Genomic DNA, 18,956 nt, shown 5'->3' with positions numbered 1-18,956 from the left:
GCGATCAGGCCTTCCGCGTCCCCTTCTCGATGCGTTGCAGCAGCGGTTTCCCACCAAGGAGGATGTCGTCGACGATGGCCATGGAGGCGGCGGCCGGGTCGTGGCGCTTCAGCGCCTCGACGACGGGATAGTGATGGTCGATCATCGCCCGCCCGCCCGGCAGATAGGCATCCGAGATCAGCGGCCCCATCTGGAGCCAGAGCCGGCGCAGGATGCCGTTGAGCACCGGAAGGCCGGCGATCTTCGGCAGCATGAAGTGGAACATCTGGTTGAGCTCGGCCCCCTTCAGCCCGTCGCCGCAGGCAAGGGCGGCCTCGTTCTCGCGCAGGATCGCCTCCAGCGCGGCGATGTCGGCGGAGGTGGCGACCTGCGCGGCCGTCTCGGCCGCCAGCCCCTCCAGCCGCACGCGGATCGACCGGATCTCGCGGTAGCGCGCTTCGCTCATGGCGGGGATGCGGATGTCGCGCGGCGAGCGGAAGGTGATCGCCTCGTCGTTGGCGAGCTTCAGGATCGCGTCGCGGATGGGCGTGACGCTGGTGCCGAACTGCTCGGCGAGATCGCGGATCTTCAGGCGGTCGCCGGGCTGGAAACGCCCCTGGATCAACGCATCGCACAGCGCGCCGTAGATCGTGCTGTTCAGGTTGGAATGATCGAGCGTTTCGAATTCGGGCATCGCCGGCTCTGACAAAAATCAATGATACGATACTTGATGCATCTTTTTCCGCTTGTTTCAACCGTCGCATCGGGTCAAACATGGGCAATCCCGGTAAAGTGCGCGATGCCCGTACCCGGATTAACATTCGAACCAGAAGACGGAGCGTTTCGCAGTGGGAAAGCAGGCCTGTTCCGGGGAGCCACGATGACGCAAGAAACGCCCTTCCCGGCCCCGGCGAACGGCGGCGATGCGCCCGCCGGAGGCGATGCGATGTCCGCCGCCTTTAGCAAGACGGAGCTTTCGGATGCCGCCGCGCTCACCGGCGACATCTACGGCATCGCCGGCACGGCCGGGCGGCTTTCCAGCGAGCGCGACGAGACCTTCCTCTTCACCGCGACGGACGGCACGCGCTACACGCTGAAGATCGCCAATCCCGCCGAGGACCCGGCGGCGCTCGCCTTCCAGGACGGCGCGCTGCTGCATCTTGCCCGCCACGCCCCCGCCGTTCCCGTGCCGCGGCTGGTGCCGACCCGCTCGGGCGGAACGAGCCACCGGATCGCCACCCACGAGGGGCCGCGCATCGTGCGCCTCCTGACCTTCCTGCCCGGCGAATTGCAGTACCGTACGCCGCCCTCGACGAACCAGAGCCGCCATATCGGCCGTGCGCTCGGCGCGCTCGGCCTCGGCCTTTCCGGCTATGCCGGCCGCCCGCCGGCGGGCAAGCTGATGTGGGACATCTCGCACACGCTCGACCTTGCCGCGGTGGTGGATTCCGTCGCGCCCGAGCGGCAGGCGCGGGTCGAGGCGGTGCTGGAGGAATTCCTGCGCATGCTGCCGGCCTTCTCCGCGCTGGAGCGCCGGCAGATCATCCATAACGACTTCAACCCGCACAATATCCTGGTCGATCCGGCAGCACCCGAGCGCGTCGCCGGCATCATCGATTTCGGCGACATGGTCGAGGCGCCGCTGGTCAACGACCTCGCGGTGGCGATCTCCTACCATCTCTTCACGCCCGACTGGGCCGAGCGCGTGGGCGCCTTCCTCGAAGGCTACCTTTCCGCCCGGCCGCTTCTCCCGTCGGAAGCCGCGATGCTTCCGACGCTGATACGCGCCCGGCTCGCCATGTCGATCATCATCGCGGAATGGCGCTCGGCACGCTTTCCCGAGAACCGCAGCTACATCATGCGCAACCACGCCGCCGCCTGGGCGGGGCTGCACAACATATCGGACCTGACGCCGGCCGGGCTCAAGCGGCTGGCGCCCCATCTTGCGGAGGCTTGAAATCATGTCGATGGTGAACGCATTCTCGCGTGAGGATTTCGAACGACTGGGCGAGGCGGACAAGGAGCTGATCGCGCGGCGCGAGAAGGTGCTCGGCCCCGCCTACCGCCTGTTCTACGAGGAGCCGCTGCATCTGGTGCGCGGCGAAGGCGTCTTCCTCCATGACGCATCGGGCGAGAAATATCTTGACGCCTACAACAATGTCGCCTCGGTCGGCCATTGCCATCCCCGCGTGGTGGAGGCGATCACCACGCAGACCGCCGTGCTCAACACCCACACCCGCTACCTGCACGAGGGCATCGTCGATTATGCCGAGACGCTGACGGCGACCTTCCCGGACGCGCTCAGCCAGGCGATGTTCACCTGCACCGGCAGCGAGGCGAACGACCTTGCCGTGCGCATCGCCCGCTTCGTCACGGGCGGCACCGGCATCATCGCGACGGAGCTTGCCTATCACGGCCTGACGAGCGCGGTGGCGGAATTCTCCCCCTCGCTCGGCGAATCCGTGACGCTCGGCCCGCATGTGCGCACCGTGCCGGCGCCCGACAGCTACCGCCATTCGCCCGGGGAGATGATGGAGAAGTTCGGCCGCGACGTTGAGGCCGCCATCGCCGATCTCAAGCGCCACGGCATCAGGCCGGCCATGCTGATCACCGACACGATCTTCTCCAGCGACGGCATCTTCGCCGGGCCGAAGGGCTTCCTGAAGCCGGCGGTCGACGCGATCCATGCGGCCGGCGGCCTCTTCGTCGCCGACGAGGTGCAGCCCGGCTTCGGCCGCACGGGCGAAGCGATGTGGGGCTTCGAGCGGCACGGCGTTGCGCCCGACATGGTGACGATCGGCAAGCCGATGGGCAACGGCTATCCGATGGCCGGCATCGTGCTGCGCCCGGAGGTGATCGCCGAATTCGGCCCCCGTGCCCGCTACTTCAACACCTTCGGCGGCAATCCCGTCGCCGCGGCCGCCGGCAAGGCGGTACTCGACACGATCCGCATCGAGGGCCTGCAGCAGAACGCGCTGGAGGTCGGCAGCTACCTGATGGAGGGCCTCAGGACCCTCGCCCGCAGCCACCCCGCCATCGGCGACGTGCGCGGCGCCGGCCTCTTCGTCGGCGTCGAGATCGTGTCCGACCCGGCGGCGAAGCAGGCCGACGCGGCGCTGACGACGCGCATCGTCAACGGCCTTCGCCGCCGCCGCGTGCTGATCAGCGCCTCCGGCCCGCGCGCCAATGTGCTGAAGATCCGCCCGCCGCTCGTCTTCTCGCGCGAGAATGCCGACATGCTGCTGGAGGCGCTGGAGGACGTGCTGAAAACCGCCTGAGCGGACGGCGTCAGGCGTAGCGCCTGCGCCGGCCCGTGAAGTGGATCAGCCCCTTCTGCAGCAGGATGAAGGCGAAGAGCAGCAGGCCGATGAGGATCTTCGTCCACCAGCTCGACAGCGAGCCGTCGAAGGTGATGTAGGTCTGGATCAGGCCCTGGATGAGGATGCCGACCAGCGTGCCCGCGACGAAGCCGGAGCCGCCCGTCAGCAGCGTACCGCCTATGACGACGGCCGCGATGGCGTCGAGCTCGACGCCCACCGTCGCCAGCGAATAGCCGGCCGAGGTGTAGAGCGAGAAGACGATGCCCGAAAGGCCCGCGAGGAAGCCGGAGAGCGCGTAGATGCCGATCGTCGTTCCGGCGATCGGCACGCCCATCAGCCGCGCCGTCGCCGTGCCGCCGCCGAGCGCATAGACATTGGCGCCGAAGCGGGTGCGGTGCGCGATGAGGATTCCCGCCGCAAAGACCACCAGCATCAGCCCGCCTATCAGCGTGATGCGCCCGCCGCCGGGCAGCTTGTAGTAGAGGCCCTTCAGGGTCCCATAGAAGGGGTGCTTGATCGGGATAGAATCGATGGACAGCACGAAGGCCATGCCGCGCGCCAGGAACATGCCGGCCAGCGTGACGATGAAGGGCGGCATTTCGAGGTGATGGATGATCGCCCCCATCAGCGCGCCGAAGGCGGTGGTGATGGCAAGCGACAGTGCGAAGGCGACGAGCGGGTGGACCGACGTCGCCTGGAGCAGCACGGCGAGGAAGACGCCGGTGAAGGCGATGACCGCGCCGATAGACAGATCGATGCCGCCCGACAGGATGACGAAGGTCATGCCGACGGCGGCGATGCCGAGGAAGGCGTTGTCGGTCAGGAGGTTGCCGATCACCCGCGTCGACAGCATGTTGGGATATTGCGCGATGCAGACGGCATAGGCGATGAGGAAGATCGCGACCGTGGCGGTGAGCGGAAGATAGCGCGGGTTCATTTCGCCTCCTGTTCCGCCTTCTTCTCGCCGGCCCGGGGTCGGGAGAGGAAGGCGAAGGCCGTCTGGGCGCGCGGCGACTGGATGACCAGGATCAGCACGATGATCGCCGCCTTGATGATGAGGTTGAATTCCGGCGGGAAGCCGGAGAGCAGGATGCCCGTGTTGATCGACTGGATGATCAGCGCGCCGAGCAGCGAGGCCGCGATGGAAAAGCGCCCGCCGAGCAGCGACGTGCCGCCGACGACGACCGCAAGGATCGCGTCCAGCTCCAGCCAGAGACCGGCATTGTTGGCGTCCGCCCCGCGGATATCGGCCGCCGCGATGATGCCGGCGATGGCGGCGCACAGGCCCGACAGCACATAGGCGGCGATCAGCAGCACGCCTGTCGAAACGCCCGAGAGCATGGAGGCGCGGCGGTTGACGCCGAGCGCCTCGATCAGCATGCCGAGCGCCGTTTGGCGGACCAGCAGCGCCACGATAATGCCGAAAGCGATCCAGATGACGACGGGCATGGGCAGGCCGAGGAACGAACCGCCGCCGATGAAGATCAGCCCCGGATCGTTGAAGGTGAGGATCGCCCCCTCGGTGATGAGCTGGGCGATGCCGCGCCCGGCGACCATCAGCACCAGCGTGGCGATGATCGGCTGGATATCGAGCACGGCGACAAGGATACCGTTCCACAGGCCGCAGAGAATGCCGGTGCCGAGCGTAACGAGCAGCGTCGCCACCAGCCCGTAGCCCGAGGTGATGCAGGCGGCGGCAACCGCCCCGCAGATCGCCATGACCGCGCCGACAGAAAGGTCGATGCCCTTGGTGGCGATGACCACCGTCATGCCGATGGCGAGCAGCGCGACGGGCGCACCGCGATTGAGGATGTCGATCAGGCTGCCGTAGAGCCGGCCGTTCTGCATTTCGAGGCGGAAGAAACCGGGAAAGGCGATGGAGACCATGAGCAGGATCACGGCGAGCGCGGCGACCTGCGGAAAGAGGCGCAGGGCATAGGCTTTCAGCGTGGAGGTCATGCGTCCGCCCTCCCGCCGGCTGCGATGGCTTCGACGATACCCTCTGTCGTGACCTCGTCACCGGTCAGCTCCGCCACATGCGCCCGGTCGCGCAGCACGATGACGCGGCTCGAATAGGCGACGAGCTCTTCGAGTTCGGAGGAGATCACGATCAGCGACATGCCTTTCTCGCAGAGGGATTCGATGAGGCGGATGATCTCCGCATGGGCGCCGACGTCGATGCCGCGCGTCGGCTCGTCGAGGATCAGGAAATCCGGGTTGGTGGCGAGCCAGCGGGCGAGGATCGCCTTCTGCTGGTTGCCGCCGGAGAGCAGCTTGATCGGCTTTTCCCGGTCGCTGGTACGAATGTCGAGCGCCTTGATATAGTCGTCGGCAAGCCTGTCCTGCTCGCTGCGGCTGATCGGCCGCGCCCAGCCGCGCCGCGCCTGGAGCGCCAGCGCGATGTTCTCGCGCACCGAGAGGTCGCCGATGATGCCGTCGACCTTGCGGTCTTCCGGACAGAAGCCGAATTTCTCGCGGATGGCGGCGCGCGGCGAGGCAAGGTCGAGCGCGCGCCCGTCCGCCTCCGCCGTGCCGCTGTCGGCGCGCTCGGCGCCGAAGAGGATTTCCGCCGTCTCCGTGCGGCCCGAGCCGAGCAGGCCCGCGATGCCGACGACCTCGCCGGCGCGCACATCGAGGTCGAAGGGCTGGATATGGCCCTTGCGGCCGAAGCCGCGGAAGCGGAAGCGCACCTGCCCGGCCTCGCTCTTCGCGCCATGCCCGGCGGCGACTTCCTGCACCAGCTCGCGGCCGAGCATCATGGCGATCAGCTCGCGGCGCGAAAGCTCCGCCGTCTCGCGCGTGCCGACGAGCTGGCCGTTGCGCAGCACGGTGATGCGGTCGGAGATCTCGTAGACCTGTTCGAGGAAGTGGGTGATGAAGATGATGCCGAGGCCGCGATCCTTGAGGCGGCGCACGATGCGGAAGAGCATCGCGACCTCGTGGGCGTCAAGGCTGGCGGTCGGCTCGTCGAGGATCAGCACCTTGCCGGAGAGGTCGACGGCCCGCGCGATGGCGACCACCTGCTGCACCGCCACAGAATAGGCGGCGAGCTCGGTGGTGACGTCGATGTCGAGCTCGTATTCCGCCAGCAGCGCCCTGGCGCGGCGGTTCATCGCACGCGCATTGACGAGGCCGAAGCGCTTCGGCTGGCGGCCGAGGAAGAGGTTTTCGGCGACGGTGAGGTTCGGCAGGAGGTTCACCTCCTGGTAGACCGTGCCAATGCCGAGGTTCTGCGCCTCCAGCGTGCTCTGCGGATCGGCGTCCACGCCGTCGACGAGGATGCGTCCGCCGTCGCGGCGATAGGCGCCGGTCAGGCATTTGACGAGCGTCGACTTGCCGGCGCCGTTCTCGCCGAGCAGCGCATGCACCTCGCCGCGCCGCAGGGAGAAATCGACGCGGTTCAACGCCCTGGCGCCCGGGAAGATCTTGTCGATCCCCGTCGCCGAGAGAACATGGGAATTGTCAGGCTGCATGATCCCCGGTCCGCATGAAAGGACCGCCTGCCATCCCTGAGGAGACGACAGGCGGGCGAGGTCGATATCCCGCGAGGCGGGATATCGGGAGAGATCAGTAGCCGAGGCCCTTCTTCTCCTCGTATACCTTGGCCGGATCGTCGGCCTGGGTATAGAGCTTGGATTCCGTCTGGATCCACTTCGGCGGGGCCGTGCCGTCCTTGCGGAAGGCGTCGAGCGCGTCGAAGGCGGGGCCGGCCATGTTCGGCGTCAGTTCCACGGTGGCGTTCGCCTCCCCGGCGGCCATGGCCTGGAAGATATCCGGAACGGCGTCGATGGAGACGACGAGGATATCCGTGCCCGGCTTCAGGCCGGCTTCCTTGATCGCCTGGATGGCGCCGACGGCCATGTCGTCGTTATGGGCGTAGAGCGCACAGATGTTCTTGCCGCCGTCTTCCGCCTTCAGGAAGCTTTCCATGACTTCCTTGCCCTTGGTGCGGGTGAAGTCGCCCGTCTGGCTGCGGACGATCTTCAGGTTGTCATGGCCGGCAATGGCGTCCTCGAAGCCCTTCTTGCGGTCGATGGCCGGCGAGGAGCCGGTCGTGCCCTGGAGCTCGACGACGTTGCAGGGCTTGCCGGCGACCGTGTCCACCAGCCACTTGCCGGCGACATTGCCCTCGTGGACGGTGTCGGAGGTCACGGCGGTCATGTAGAGATCGTCCGACGCATCGACCTTGCGGTCGAGCAGGATGACCGGGATTTCCGCGTCCTTGGCTTCCTGCAGCACCTCGTCCCAGCCCGTCGCGACGACCGGCGCGACGAGGATGGCGTCGACGCCCTGCGCGATGAAGGAGCGCAGGGCCTTGATCTGGTTTTCCTGCTTCTGCTGCGCATCGGCGAATTTCAGGTCGATGCCGCGCTGCTCGGCCTGCTGCTTGGTGAGCGTCGTCTCTGCCGCGCGCCAGCCGGATTCCGAGCCGATCTGCGAAAAGCCCACGGTCATGTCGGCCGCGGACGCGACACCGAACATGGAGGCGGCAAGGATCGTGGCACTCGCGAGTGCGGTTGTGAATTTCATGATGTCCTCCCAAAGAATGCTGCTCCTCAGCAGCGTGAGTTAAAACATCATATTGTATTACTATTGTAAACCCAAAAATTGCGCTTCGGCACGTTTCGCCATGTGAACGCGCAGCCGGGCCGCACGGATATCCGGGCGGTCGCGGAACGCCGCCGTCTACGGGAACCGTTTCTGTGAAGGGCGTCAGCCGACGGCGGCCAGCCGGACGCGGTGCCGCGGGGCGATCTCGACCAGCTCGGACGGGAGCGGCGCGGAGAAGACATCCGGCGCGGTGCTGCCGTCGGTGACGAAGCCGCGGCCCTCGATCAGCGGCGAGTCGGGAATATTGCCCGGCCCCGTATCGAGGTTCAGGGCGGCATCCGGATCGGGGATGGCGGCGATCAGGCGGCGGGTATAGGGATGCGTCGGGTTCTCGAAGATCTCCCGCCAGCCGCCCTCCTCCACGACCTGCCCGAAATACATCACCAGCACGCGGTCGCTCATATGCTCGACCACGCTGAGGTCGTGGCTGATCATGAGGTAGGAGAGGCCGAGCTTTTCCTGCAGGTCGAGCAGGAGGTTGATGATCTGCGCGCGGATCGACACGTCCAGCGCCGAGACCGGCTCGTCCAGCACGACGATCTCCGGTTCGAGGATGAGCGCGCGGGCGATGCCGATGCGCTGGCGCTGGCCGCCGGAGAACTCGTGCGGGTAACGGCGCGCCTGCTCGGGTGTCAGGCCGACATTCTTCATCATGGCCTCGATGCGGCCCTCGATCTCCGAGGATGCCGTGATGCCGTGCAGCTTCAGCGGCGCTGCGAGCGAGGTGCGCACGGACTGGCGCGGATTGAGCGAGGCATAGGGGTCCTGGAACACCATCTGCACCGCTTTCGCGCGCTCCATGCGGCCCGGCGCGCCGGCACCGGCGAGCGGCTGGCCGCGATAGCGGATCGCCCCTTCCGTCGGCTCCTGCAGGCCGAGGATGGAAAGCGCGGTCGTCGACTTGCCGCAGCCGGATTCGCCGACGATGGACAGGCACTCGCCCTTGGCCAGCTGGAAGCTGATGCCGTTGACGGCGTGGAGCAGGCGCTTGCCGGCGCCGAAAAGCCCTCCGCCGGAAATCGGGAAGCGCACATGCAGGTCGTCCACCTGAAGGAGCGGGGCGGTCATGGCTGGCTCCCTTCCGCGCCGCGCGGCGCGATGAAGCGGGTCTCGGTCAGCTTCGAGCGGTCGGCGATGATGCTGTCGATATCGACCAGCCGCTGGCGGCCATGCTGGCTGCGGCTGCCGAGGCGCGGCAGCGCGCCGAGGAGGCCGCGGGTATATTCGTGCCGGGGGTTTTCGAAGAGCGCCCGCGTCTCGTTCTCCTCCACGAGGCATCCCGAATACATGACGCCGACGCGCTGGCAGATGCTGGCGATGACGCCGAGATCGTGGCTGATGAAGAGCACGGCCGTGCCGCGCTCGGCGCAAAGCTCCTTGATGAGACGCAACACCTCGGCCTGCACGGTGACGTCGAGCGCGGTGGTCGGCTCGTCGGCGATCAAGAGGTCCGGATTGCAGGCGAGCGCCATGGCGATCATCACGCGCTGGCGAAGGCCGCCCGACATCTGGTGCGGATAGTTTTTCGCCCGCCGGTCGGGATTGGGCACGCGCACGCTGGCGAGCGCCTCGACCGCAAGTTTCTGCGCCTCGTCCCAGCCCTTGCCCTGATGCAGCACGAACATTTCCGCGATCTGCCGGCCGACGGTGGAGAGCGGGTTCAGCGCCGTCATCGGCTCCTGGAAGATCATGGCGATGCGGTTGCCGCGCAGGCGCCGCATCTCGCGTTTCGAGAGGGCAAGGAGGTTCTGTCCCTTGAACAGGATCTCGCCGCCGGAAACGGCGAGCGGTTTCTTCAGGAGCCCCATGACGGCGAGCGACGTCACCGACTTGCCCGAGCCGGATTCGCCGACGAGCCCGTAGGCCTCGCCCGGCATGATCTGGAAGGAGACGCCCTTGAGGAGCGGATGGGAAACCGAGCGGCCGAGCGCGACGCCGAGCTGCAGGTCCCTGATGTCGAGCAGCGGCTGGGTCATGGCCTGCGCGTCCTCATATGCGGGTCGAGGCTGTCGCGCAGGCCGTCGCCGAGAAGGTTGAAGCCGAGCACGGAGAGGAAGATGGCAAGGCCGGGGAAGAGCGCCACCCAGGGCGCGAGCTGGATGAGCTGGCGCGCATCCGTCAGCATCGAGCCCCAGCTCGGGAACGGCGGCTGGATGCCGAGGCCGAGGAAGGAGAGCGCCGCTTCCGACAGCACCGCCGAGCCCATGCCGAGCGTCGCCATGACGAGGATCGGCCCCATCATGTTGGGCAGGATCTGCGTGAACATGATGCGCAGGTCGCCGTAGCCGAGCGTCTGCGCCGCCTGCACATAGCCCTGCGATTTCAGCGAGAGCGTCGAGGAGCGGGCGATGCGGCAGGTCCAGCTCCAGTTGGTGAGGCCGAGCGCGACGAGGAGCGAGGGCAGGCCCGGGCCGAGCACCGCCATCACGGCGAGCGCGAAGATCAGCGAGGGAATGGCGAGCATGACATTGGTGAGGCCGTTGACGAGGTCATCCCACCAGCCGCCCCAGTAGCCGGCGGTCATGCCGAGCGTGACGCCGATGATCGAATTGATCACCTGCGAGACGATGCCGACCGTCAGCGAGATCTGCGCGCCGTAGAGGATGCGGGTATAGACGTCCCGCCCCTGCCCGTCCGTGCCGAACCAGAAGGTGGCGTCGGGCGGCAGCTCGGAATTCATCAGGTCCGCGTCGAGCACCGGATCGAAGGGCGCGATCCATGGGGCGAGGACGCCGGCGAGGATCACCAGCACCGTCAGCCCCGCGCCGAGCCAGAAGTTGAAGCCGAGGCGCATTCTCGTCACTCCTGCTTGATGCGCGGATCGATCGCGGCATAGATCAGATCGACGGCGGTGTTGATGACGAGGAACCACAGCACGATGACGAGGATCGTGCCCTGCACCACGGGAATGTCGCGGATCGCCACGCTGTCGACCAGCAGCGAGCCGATGCCCGGCCAGGCGAAGAGCTTCTCGATGACGACCGCCTGGCCGATCAGCGAGCCGAATTGCAGGCCGACCGTGGTGACGATCAGCACCAGCGCGTTGCGCGCCACATGCCAGCGCACCACCTTCATCTCGCTCATGCCCTTGGAATGGGCGGTGCGGATGAAGTCGGCATTGAGCACGTCGAGCACGCCCGCCCGCGTGGTGCGCGCGAGAAGCGCGAGCGGCGTCACCCCTAGCGTGACGGCGGGCAGGATGAGGTTGCGGAACGATCCGTCGCCATAGCCGAAACTCGGCAGCCAGTTCAGCTGCAGGGCGAAGAGGTACATCAGCAGCAGGCCCAGCCAGAACTGCGGCATGGAAAGCCCCGAGACCGCCCCGACCATCGTCACCGTATCGAGCACCGAGCCGGGCCGGAGCGCCGCGAGGAAGCCGAGCGGCACGCCGACGACGAGGGCGAAGGCCATGGCAGCGATCGCCAGTTGCAGCGAGGCCCACATGCGGTCGTTGATGAGGTCGATCACCGGCTGGCGGGTGCGGAAGGAGGTGCCGAGGTCGAAACGCGCAAGGTCGGTGACATAGGTCACGAAGCGCTCGACGACCGGCTTGTTCAGCCCGAACTCCTCGTTGAGGCGGGCGATCATCTGCGGGTCGGCGGCACGCTTGCCGTCGGCGAAGAGGCTCGCCGCGAAGGTGCCGGGCACCACGGAGAAGATGACGAAGATGAGCAGCGCCACCACGACGACCGTGGGGATGACCTGCAGGATGCGGCGCAGGGTGAAGCGTAGCATGAGCGGTTCCGTGTTGGGCGCCCTTGCGGGGCGCGACAATCGATGCGGGGGCGGCGTGAAGACGCCGCCCCCGAACCCCTCAAGGCTTATTTGCGCGAGTCCGGCGCGGTCTCGTCGATCCAGATCTCGTCATAGGGCTGGACCGCCAGTTCCGTCGCGTTCGGAACGAGGCCGTGGATCCACGGCTGGTAGGCCATGACGGCCTTGTTGTAGTTGAAGAACCAGACCGGGGCGTCGTCCTGCACGATGTTGTTGGCCTGGCGCAGGAGATCGTTCTGCTTGGCCGGGTCACGCTCCTGCTGGGCCGCGTCGTAGAGCTTGTCGAATTCGGGGCTCGCATAGCTCGTATAGTTGCAGGCCGACTGCGCCGTCTTGGAATGGTAGCAGCGCAGCGCGTTCAACGGGTCGGGACCGGACAGGTTCGACCAGATGAAGGCCTGGAAGTTGTTCGTCGTCACCGCCTCGCCGAGGGCCGAGCTTTCCACCGGCTTCGGCTTCACGGTGATGCCGACCTTCTTCAGCATCGGCAGGATCGCCTCGACGATCGGCACGCCCCAGCTTTCGTTCGGGTTTGCGGTCACTTCGAACTCGAAGCCGTCGGCATAGCCGGCTTCCGCCAGCAGGGCCTTGGCCTTTTCCGGATCGAAGGCGTAGGGCGCCTTGTCCTTGTCGAAGGCCGGCGAGGAGATCGGCAGCCAGCCGGAGGCCGGATAGGCCTTGTTCTTGACGAGGCGCTCGATGATCAGCGGCGCGTTGATGGCATGGTTGATCGCCTGGCGCACCCGCTTGTCCTTGAAGGGCTCGAAGGCCGGGTTGAAGCCGATATTGCGGGTATAGACCTCGGCAACTTCCAGCAGGTGGTCCTTCAGCCCCTCTTCGCCCTGATAGGCCTGGTACTGCGTCGGGCCGAGGATCGAGACGTCGATTTCCTTGTTGCGGAAGGCGACGTCGCGCGCGGCGTCCTCGGCCATCAGCACGATGTTGATGCGGTCGAGATAGGGCTTGCCTTCCTCGTAGTACTTGTCGAACTTCTCGACGACGACCTGCGAGCCCGGCACATGCTCCTTGAAGACGAAGGCGCCGAGGCCGACGGGGTTCTTGCCGAAGGAGGATTCGTCCTCGACATTCGACGGATAGATGACCGTCGTGTTCTGCATCAGCGGGAAGCCCGGATTGATCGGGCCGGTATAGGTGATCTCCAGCGTGTTGTCGTCGATCTTCTTCAGGCCGGAAATCTCCTCGGCCTTGCCGGCGATATAGTCGTCCGCGCCCTTGATATTGGCGATGAAGCTTGCGCCCGGGAAGGCGTTCTTCGGATTGGCGATGCGCTTGTAGCTGTAGACGATGTCGTCGGCCGTCAGCGGCTTGCCGTTGTGGAAGACGGCGTTCTTGCGCAGGTGGTAGGTATGGGTCGTTCCGTCCTCGGAGACCTCTTCGGAATCGGCGAGTTCCAGCACCGGCTTGTTCTGGATGGAGTCCCAGCTATAGAGCGCGCGGTGGATGGCCTGGGTGATGAATTCTTCCTGCGTGTTCGGGCTTGCCTGCACGTCGAGCGTCGCGAAGCTCGAACCGTAGGGTGCGGTGAAGACGAGCGTTCCGCCGGAACGTTCGCCCGCGGCCAGTGCCCCGGTAGCCACCCCGAGGCCGAGCATTGCGGCCAGTGTCAGTCTTTTCAGCATTTCGTTCTCCCTCTCGTGCCGTTTTCGGCATCGTTTCGTTTCAGTCCGGCAGGCCGTCAGCGCGCATCGTGCACGACGCGGCCTGCAAGCAGGGTCAGCAGGCAGCGCGTGCCTGAGAGAATGGTCTCCGTCGGGGCCTCCAGAAGATCGTTGTCGAAGACGGCGATGTCCGCCCACTGGCCGGGCACGAGCCGGCCCTTCACGCCTTCCGCCTTCTGCGAATAGGCGCCGTATTCGGTATAGGCCTGCAGGGCCTCCTCGCGGCTCAGCGTCTCGGAAGCCTCCATCATCGTGCCCTTGCCGGTCTGGCGCGTCACCATGGCGTGGAGGTTCGGGAAGGGATCGGGCGAGCAGACCGGGGAATCCGAGCCGGTCGAGGGCTTGAGGCCGAGGCGCATCCAGGTGCCGATGGGGTAGGACGGAAGGCCGCGCTCCTCCCCGAGCACGGCGATGTAGCTGTCGCCGAAATCGTGGATGAAGGCCATCTGCGGCGCCGGCAGGATGCCCGCCGCCTTCATGCGCTCATGCTGCTCAGGCGTGGAAAATCCGCAATGCTCGATGCGGTGGCGGCGGTCCGGGTCGGGATTGCCGGCCAGCGCCTTCTCGTAGGCGGTGATGAGCTGCTCGATCGCCCCGTCGCCGATGGCGTGGCAGACCATCTGGTAGCCCCGGTCGTGATAGTCCTTGACGGCGGCATAAACCACGTCGTCGGGCAGCATCTGCACGCCGATATTGTCCGGCTCGCCCTCATAGGGCTTCGTCATCCAGGCCGTGCGCCCGCCGGCCGAACCGTCGAGGAAGACCTTGACGCCGCCGACCCGCAGCATGTCGTCGCCCTTGCCCGAAAGCAGCCCGGCCCGCCAGCAATCCTCGACGATGGAGACGCCGGGATCGCCGAGCAGCGTCAGCCAGACGCGCACCGGCAGGCGGCCGGCGAGCTTGGCCATCTCATAGGCCTGGATTTCCGCAAAGCCGGCGACATGGCCGACCGCCGCATCCATGCAGCTCGTGATGCCGAACGAAAGAAGATGCCTGCCGCCCCGCTCGATGGCATCGATCAGCTCCTCGGTCGTCGCCTCGGGCATTACGGCCTTGACGAGATTCTGGGCGTTTTCCGCAAGCAGGCCGTTCAGCCTGCCGTCGGTAAGGCCGATCACGCCGCCGTCCGGCACCGGCGTCGCCTCGGTGATGCCGGCAAGGTCGAGCGCGCGGGAATTGGCGATGGAGACATGGCCGCAGGCCCGCGTCAGCAGGACCGGATGATCCGGCACGGCACGGTCGAGATCCTCGCGCGTCGGGTGCCGGCCGGTATCCAGCTTGACCTGGTCGTAGCCGCGGCCGCGCACCCAGGCGCCCTTCGGCGTCGTCGCCGCACGTTCGGAAATCCGCGCCATGAGGGCGGCGAGCGTCGGCGCGGCGGCGGGCGTCGCATCCACATGGCCCATGGCGATGCCGGTGGCGATTAGATGCAGGTGGTTGTCGATGAGGCCGGGGCTCGCAAAGCGGCCTTCGAGATCGATGACCTCGGTCGAGGGGCCCTTGAGGCCCAGGATCTCGGCATTGCTGCCGGTTGCAAGAACCTTTCCCTGCCAAACGGCAAGGGCTTCGCTGACGCCCTCCGCGCGGCCGCGCCAGATGCGGCCGTTCACCAGGATAAGGTCAGCTTCAATTCCGAATGCCATTCACAGTCCCCCTGTCGGCACCGGCGGAGCGCGGAGACGCGACCACACACGCAACAGCGCCGAACGCTCCTGCGGCAGGACGGCTCCAGCCAGCACCTATTTCCTCCAGGTGCAACGTGAGAGGTTAAGCCGGCCTTGGCCAATTCGCTTTTGGCACCACCCTATGCGAAATCGGCATAGTGATTTCTATTGAATGACTTATGATCGCATTTTCAAGGCGCGGGAGGCGATGGGAGCCGGCGATGGAGATCAAGTGGCTTGAGGATTTCGTGACGCTTGCCGACACGTCGAGCTTTTCGCGCGCGGCGGAATTGCGCAATGTCACGCAGCCCGCCTTCAGCCGGCGCATCAAGCAGCTCGAGGGCTGGCTCGGCGCCACGCTGATCAGCCGCGCCACCATGCCCGCGGAACTGACGCCGGCCGGGCGCAACTTCCTGCCCGTCGCGCAGGAGGCGATCCGTACCTTCTATGCGGCGCGCGAGGCGCTTCGTCCGTCGAACGAGCCGGGCCTCATCCGCTTCGCCGCGCTGCATACGCTGACCGTCACCTTCTTTCCGCGCTGGCTGCAGGCGCTGGAAAGGCAAGGCGGCGCCTTCAGCACCTCGCTCATTCCCGACCGCGGCGGCATCGAGGCCAATCTCGACGCGCTCATCGGCGACGAGGCGGATTTCTTCCTGACCTATGCCCATCCCGAAGTGCCGTTCCACCTCGATCGCGGGCAGTTCGCCTCGCTGACCGTCGCGCAGGACCGGCTGGTCCCGCTCGTGGCGACGGAGATCGTGCTGTCCGGCACGCCGCAGCCGGGGCGCAACATCCTCGACCGGGCCGTCGCGCAGCCGCGGCTTGCCGTTCCCTATCTCAGCTACGGCTTCAATTCGTTCTTCGGTGTCGCGCTCTCGCGCCTGATGCTGCGCCGCCCGCCGTTCCGCCGCCGCACGACGCACGAGAACACGATCAGCGCCGGCCTGATGAACATGGCCATGACGGGGGCCGGCGTGTGCTGGCTGCCGGAAAGCCTTGCGCGCGAGGAAATCGAGGCCGGCCGCCTCGTGCCTGCCTCGGCCGACGAGGGCTGGAACCTCGACCTCGACATCCGCCTCTATCGCCACGCCGCGCCGCGCAACCGCAAGGTCGAGGACCTGTGGCGCACGGCGCAGCAGGCGCTGGAACGCGCCTGATCAGACTTTCAGGAAGAGCAGCGCGCGCAGGATCTCGGAAAAATCCCTGTGCTCGAAGGCAACGGCGCGGGGGCCGTGCGCCTTGGCGCCCGGATACCAGCCGGCGCGATAGGCCTCCGTTGGCGTGGCGAACTCGATCACCACCTCGTAGTGATCGGGCCTTGCCGGAAGCGCCTGCGCGAAATCGCCGGAGAGCGACGCCGCCACGCCTTCGCGGATCAGGCGGCGCGACCAGGCGGGCGAGATCGACGTGGAGGCCTTGCCTCTTCCGTCCAGCGTCTCGACCGCGGCAAGGCCGGGCACCATGGCCCGCGCCTCCGCGCACATGCCGACATCGCCTGAAAGGAAGACGGAGGGCACGCCGTAGCCGGCGGCACAGAGCGCATTGAAGGTGAATTCCGAGGCGACCTCGCCGTTGAGCAGCAGCCGCGAGATGCGGAGGTTCGACGTATGGGCGAGCGGGTTGACCTCCGTCCCCGCCTTGGAATGGTAGCCGGTATAGAGCGCTGCCGCGAAGGTCTCGTCGATGCCGAACATCATCTCGTCGGGATGGCCGGACCAGCCGCGCACGATGCGGGCATAATCCGGCAGGCGGTCGAGGATGAGGTTGCGGCCGCTGTCATGGGCGTCCTTGATCACCACCTCCGTCGCGCCCGCGGCCCGCGCGCCCTCGCAGGCGGCGACCACCTCGGCGGTCATCAGGGCGCGAAACTCGGCCCAATCGGGATGGGTGCGGTCGGCCTCGTTCCAATGGGCGATGCCGGCGGTGCCTTCGATATCTGCGGAGATGAAGACTTTCATGGCAGCGGATTCTCCTTGAGCCAGTCGGCGAGCGAGGGATAGAGGCGGCCGTTGCGGGCGGGCGTGGCGGGCGCCATGCAGAGCGCGTTCAGCACGGCCTCCTGCGTGGTCTCGGCGGCGGCGCGGAAGGCGATGTCGATATGGTCGTCGGCAAGCCGCTCCTGCGTGGCAAAGGCCTTGGCCGGATCGTGCTCCACCGGATCGGCGGTGGTGAAGCAGAGGACGACATCGCCGCTGCCATGCCCCCAGAACGCTCCCAGCCGGGCAAGCCCCGCCCCGCCGCGCCGCGCGACGCGCTGCAACTGGCGATCGCCGAGCGGAAGGTCCGTCGCCATCACAACGATGATCGAGCCGCGCTCGGGATTGGCCGGCGCGCGCGGATCGGGCCGGCGGCCGTCCGGCAGGACGAGATCGCCTGCCGCGCCGAAATTGGCGAGCACCAGCGCACCGAGCGTGAAATCGCGCTTGCCGATGCGCATCAGCCGCGAGGCCGTGCCGATGCCGGCCTTGAAGCCGAAGGCCGTCATGCCGGAACCGGCGCCTACCGCGCCCTGTTCCACCGGGCCGGACTTCGCCGCATCCAGCGCGGCGTCCGCATCGGCGGGCGTTACCGCCAGCGCCTGGATATCGTTGATGCTGCCATCGTTGCACTCGCAGACCAGCGCATTGACCGTCGAGGTCTTGCGGCCGATGGCAGGGTTGGCGGCGATAGCGCGGCGAATGAGCGCCTCGGTGCAGGCCGCGACGCTGAAGGTGTTGGTCAGGAGGATCGGCGTTTCGATGGTGCCAAGCTCGGCCACCTGCATCAGGCCGGCCGACTTGCCGAAGCCGTTGATGACCTCGACCGCCGCCCGCGGCTTCAGGCGGAACGGATCGCCGGCATGGGGAACGATGGCCGTGACGCCGGTGAAGCGCCCGTCGCCGCGCAGCGAGCGATGGCCGACGGCAACGCCAGCGACATCCGTGATGGCATTGCCCGGTCCCGGCGCGAGCCTGCCTTCGGGCATCAAGCCCCATTCCCGTGCCGTCTTCATGCCGCCTCTCCCAATTCCTGTCGTTCCTAGACCGGAACGCCGGCCGCTTCCAGATAGAGGGCCTGGAGTTTTCGCGTCATCGGGCCGGGCCTGCCATCGCCGACCGTACGCTCGCCGATGCGCACGACGGGCATGACGAGGCTGGAGGCGGAGGTCTGGAACGCTTCGGCGGCGCCCTGCGCCTCTTCCGGCGAGAAGGCGCGCTCCTCGATGACGAGGCCCTCGGCGGCGCAGAGCCGCGCAAGGGCGCGCTGCGTGCAGCCGGGCAGCGTCGCCTGCGAGGCAGCGCGGGTGAGGATGCGCCCGTCGGCGGTGATGACATGAGCCGTCGCGGAGGCACCCTCCGTCACCATCCCGTCCTCCACCAGCCACACGTCGTCGAAGCCCCGGGCGCGCGCTGCCTGCTTGGCCATGACCTGGCCGAGCAGCATGGCGGTCTTGATGTCCCGCCGCTGCCAGCGCGGGTCCTCCGCCAGATCGACGGAAATGCCCTCCCGCTGGCCCTTGGTGCCGGTCAGCACCTTTGCCTGCGTGAAGCCGACGAGCCGCGGCGCGAGCGCGTCCGAATAGAGGAAGTCGCGATCCGCCTCGCCGCGCGAGACATGCAGGTAGATCGTGCCGTCCCGCAGGCCGTTGCGGGCCATCAGCTCCGCCTGCACCGCCGCGATCTCCTCCAGCGGCAGCGGCAGCGGAATGGCGAGTTCCCCCACCGAGCGTTCGAGACGGGCAAGATGAAGGTCGTTGTCGATCATCCGGCCGTTGATGACGGCCGTCACCTCGTAGATCGCATCGCCGAACAGGAAGCCGCGGTCGAAAAGCCCGATGCGGGCCTCCTCCTCCGGCACGAATTGACCGTGGATATAGACGATCCTGCCCATCTCTTCCTCTTGGCTCCGGCTGCGCGGGACTGCCCCGCTTTCGCGCGGACCATAGGAAC

17 protein-coding genes are annotated in these 18,956 nt (G+C 67.1%); 3 read left to right on the top strand and 14 right to left on the bottom strand.

The features are described from left to right. Positions 1-4: 4 nt before the first annotated feature. On the bottom strand, positions 5-673 hold the full coding sequence (locus ACZ1A1_RS03045) for a GntR family transcriptional regulator (RefSeq protein WP_463618704.1): 669 nt from the start codon (positions 671-673) through the stop codon (positions 5-7). Between the two features lie 186 nt (positions 674-859). Between ACZ1A1_RS03045 and ACZ1A1_RS03040 the strand changes: the two genes are divergently transcribed. Further along, positions 860-1,936, top strand: a complete 1,077-nt coding sequence (locus ACZ1A1_RS03040; RefSeq protein WP_463618703.1) for a phosphotransferase — start codon at positions 860-862, stop codon at positions 1,934-1,936. 4 nt (positions 1,937-1,940) lie between these two features. Next, on the top strand, positions 1,941-3,257 hold the full coding sequence (locus ACZ1A1_RS03035) for an aspartate aminotransferase family protein (RefSeq protein ID WP_463618702.1): 1,317 nt from the start codon (positions 1,941-1,943) through the stop codon (positions 3,255-3,257). Between the two features lie 10 nt (positions 3,258-3,267). Here the strand turns inward: ACZ1A1_RS03035 and yjfF are convergent, their stop codons facing one another. From yjfF to ACZ1A1_RS02985, 10 genes are all read right to left on the bottom strand, one after another. Further along, positions 3,268-4,236 (bottom strand): galactofuranose ABC transporter, permease protein YjfF, encoded by a 969-nt coding sequence (gene yjfF, locus ACZ1A1_RS03030; RefSeq protein WP_463618701.1) that lies wholly within the window; start codon positions 4,234-4,236, stop codon positions 3,268-3,270. Next, positions 4,233-5,258 carry an ABC transporter permease gene (locus ACZ1A1_RS03025; RefSeq protein ID WP_463618700.1) on the bottom strand — a complete coding sequence of 342 codons (1,026 nt, stop codon included), beginning with the start codon at positions 5,256-5,258 and terminating at the stop codon, positions 4,233-4,235. Before ACZ1A1_RS03025 ends, yjfF begins: the two co-directional genes overlap by 4 nt. Continuing rightward, entirely contained in the window at positions 5,255-6,772 is a 1,518-nt protein-coding gene (gene ytfR, locus ACZ1A1_RS03020; protein ID WP_463618699.1) for a galactofuranose ABC transporter, ATP-binding protein YtfR, read from the bottom strand. Before ytfR ends, ACZ1A1_RS03025 begins: the two co-directional genes overlap by 4 nt. A gap of 94 nt (positions 6,773-6,866) precedes the next feature. Further along, the gene (gene ytfQ / locus ACZ1A1_RS03015) at positions 6,867-7,829 is read right to left on the bottom strand and encodes a galactofuranose ABC transporter, galactofuranose-binding protein YtfQ (RefSeq protein WP_337182946.1); all 963 of its coding nucleotides are present in this window, start codon (positions 7,827-7,829) and stop codon (positions 6,867-6,869) included. 183 nt (positions 7,830-8,012) lie between these two features. Then, positions 8,013-8,978 (bottom strand): ATP-binding cassette domain-containing protein, encoded by a 966-nt coding sequence (locus ACZ1A1_RS03010; RefSeq protein ID WP_463618698.1) that lies wholly within the window; start codon positions 8,976-8,978, stop codon positions 8,013-8,015. Then, positions 8,975-9,886, bottom strand: a complete 912-nt coding sequence (locus tag ACZ1A1_RS03005; protein ID WP_119255184.1) for an ABC transporter ATP-binding protein — start codon at positions 9,884-9,886, stop codon at positions 8,975-8,977. Before ACZ1A1_RS03005 ends, ACZ1A1_RS03010 begins: the two co-directional genes overlap by 4 nt. Continuing rightward, positions 9,883-10,704: an ABC transporter permease gene (locus ACZ1A1_RS03000; protein ID WP_313193876.1), complete on the bottom strand. Its 822-nt coding sequence runs from the start codon at positions 10,702-10,704 to the stop codon at positions 9,883-9,885. Before ACZ1A1_RS03000 ends, ACZ1A1_RS03005 begins: the two co-directional genes overlap by 4 nt. A 5-nt stretch (positions 10,705-10,709) precedes the next feature. Next, positions 10,710-11,645 carry an ABC transporter permease gene (locus ACZ1A1_RS02995; protein WP_203315542.1) on the bottom strand — a complete coding sequence of 312 codons (936 nt, stop codon included), beginning with the start codon at positions 11,643-11,645 and terminating at the stop codon, positions 10,710-10,712. Between the two features lie 86 nt (positions 11,646-11,731). Then, positions 11,732-13,324, bottom strand: a complete 1,593-nt coding sequence (locus tag ACZ1A1_RS02990; RefSeq protein WP_463618697.1) for an ABC transporter substrate-binding protein — start codon at positions 13,322-13,324, stop codon at positions 11,732-11,734. A gap of 56 nt (positions 13,325-13,380) precedes the next feature. Beyond that, positions 13,381-15,006 (bottom strand): amidohydrolase, encoded by a 1,626-nt coding sequence (locus ACZ1A1_RS02985; protein ID WP_463618696.1) that lies wholly within the window; start codon positions 15,004-15,006, stop codon positions 13,381-13,383. 242 nt (positions 15,007-15,248) lie between these two features. On the opposite strand from ACZ1A1_RS02985, the gene ACZ1A1_RS02980 reads away from it, so the two are divergent. Then, positions 15,249-16,184 carry a LysR family transcriptional regulator gene (locus ACZ1A1_RS02980; protein WP_463618695.1) on the top strand — a complete coding sequence of 312 codons (936 nt, stop codon included), beginning with the start codon at positions 15,249-15,251 and terminating at the stop codon, positions 16,182-16,184. Here the strand turns inward: ACZ1A1_RS02980 and ACZ1A1_RS02975 are convergent, their stop codons facing one another. The 3 genes from ACZ1A1_RS02975 to ACZ1A1_RS02965 are packed head-to-tail and all read right to left on the bottom strand — an operon-like array spanning position 16,185 to position 18,897. Next, positions 16,185-16,985 carry a M55 family metallopeptidase gene (locus ACZ1A1_RS02975; protein ID WP_463618694.1) on the bottom strand — a complete coding sequence of 267 codons (801 nt, stop codon included), beginning with the start codon at positions 16,983-16,985 and terminating at the stop codon, positions 16,185-16,187. Continuing rightward, positions 16,982-18,019, bottom strand: coding sequence for a DmpA family aminopeptidase (locus ACZ1A1_RS02970; RefSeq protein ID WP_463618693.1), 1,038 nt, complete (start codon positions 18,017-18,019; stop codon positions 16,982-16,984). Before ACZ1A1_RS02970 ends, ACZ1A1_RS02975 begins: the two co-directional genes overlap by 4 nt. 26 nt (positions 18,020-18,045) lie before the next feature. After that, a complete protein-coding gene (locus ACZ1A1_RS02965) occupies positions 18,046-18,897 on the bottom strand; it encodes a D-amino-acid transaminase (RefSeq protein WP_463618692.1) in 852 nt (283 codons plus the stop codon). Positions 18,898-18,956 lie beyond the last annotated feature (59 nt).

The sequence above is a fragment of the Shinella sp. R2-11 genome (assembly GCF_055330205.1).
This window is presented reverse-complemented; position numbering and strand designations above follow the sequence as displayed.

Coding starts and splice junctions, on each gene's coding strand:
- ACZ1A1_RS03040 (WP_463618703.1), top strand. CDS start 860: ATGACGCAAGAAACGCCCTTCCCGGCCCCGGCGAACGGCGGCGATGCG.
- ACZ1A1_RS02985 (WP_463618696.1), bottom strand. CDS start 15,006: ATGGCATTCGGAATTGAAGCTGACCTTATCCTGGTGAACGGCCGCATC.
- ACZ1A1_RS02965 (WP_463618692.1), bottom strand. CDS start 18,897: ATGGGCAGGATCGTCTATATCCACGGTCAATTCGTGCCGGAGGAGGAG.
- ytfQ (WP_337182946.1), bottom strand. CDS start 7,829: ATGAAATTCACAACCGCACTCGCGAGTGCCACGATCCTTGCCGCCTCC.
- ytfR (WP_463618699.1), bottom strand. CDS start 6,772: ATGCAGCCTGACAATTCCCATGTTCTCTCGGCGACGGGGATCGACAAG.
- ACZ1A1_RS02990 (WP_463618697.1), bottom strand. CDS start 13,324: ATGCTGAAAAGACTGACACTGGCCGCAATGCTCGGCCTCGGGGTGGCT.
- ACZ1A1_RS02970 (WP_463618693.1), bottom strand. CDS start 18,019: ATGAAGACGGCACGGGAATGGGGCTTGATGCCCGAAGGCAGGCTCGCG.
- yjfF (WP_463618701.1), bottom strand. CDS start 4,236: ATGAACCCGCGCTATCTTCCGCTCACCGCCACGGTCGCGATCTTCCTC.
- ACZ1A1_RS03005 (WP_119255184.1), bottom strand. CDS start 9,886: ATGACCCAGCCGCTGCTCGACATCAGGGACCTGCAGCTCGGCGTCGCG.
- ACZ1A1_RS03010 (WP_463618698.1), bottom strand. CDS start 8,978: ATGACCGCCCCGCTCCTTCAGGTGGACGACCTGCATGTGCGCTTCCCG.
- ACZ1A1_RS03045 (WP_463618704.1), bottom strand. CDS start 673: ATGCCCGAATTCGAAACGCTCGATCATTCCAACCTGAACAGCACGATC.
- ACZ1A1_RS02995 (WP_203315542.1), bottom strand. CDS start 11,645: ATGCTACGCTTCACCCTGCGCCGCATCCTGCAGGTCATCCCCACGGTC.
- ACZ1A1_RS03035 (WP_463618702.1), top strand. CDS start 1,941: ATGTCGATGGTGAACGCATTCTCGCGTGAGGATTTCGAACGACTGGGC.
- ACZ1A1_RS02975 (WP_463618694.1), bottom strand. CDS start 16,985: ATGAAAGTCTTCATCTCCGCAGATATCGAAGGCACCGCCGGCATCGCC.
- ACZ1A1_RS03000 (WP_313193876.1), bottom strand. CDS start 10,704: ATGCGCCTCGGCTTCAACTTCTGGCTCGGCGCGGGGCTGACGGTGCTG.
- ACZ1A1_RS02980 (WP_463618695.1), top strand. CDS start 15,249: ATGGAGATCAAGTGGCTTGAGGATTTCGTGACGCTTGCCGACACGTCG.
- ACZ1A1_RS03025 (WP_463618700.1), bottom strand. CDS start 5,258: ATGACCTCCACGCTGAAAGCCTATGCCCTGCGCCTCTTTCCGCAGGTC.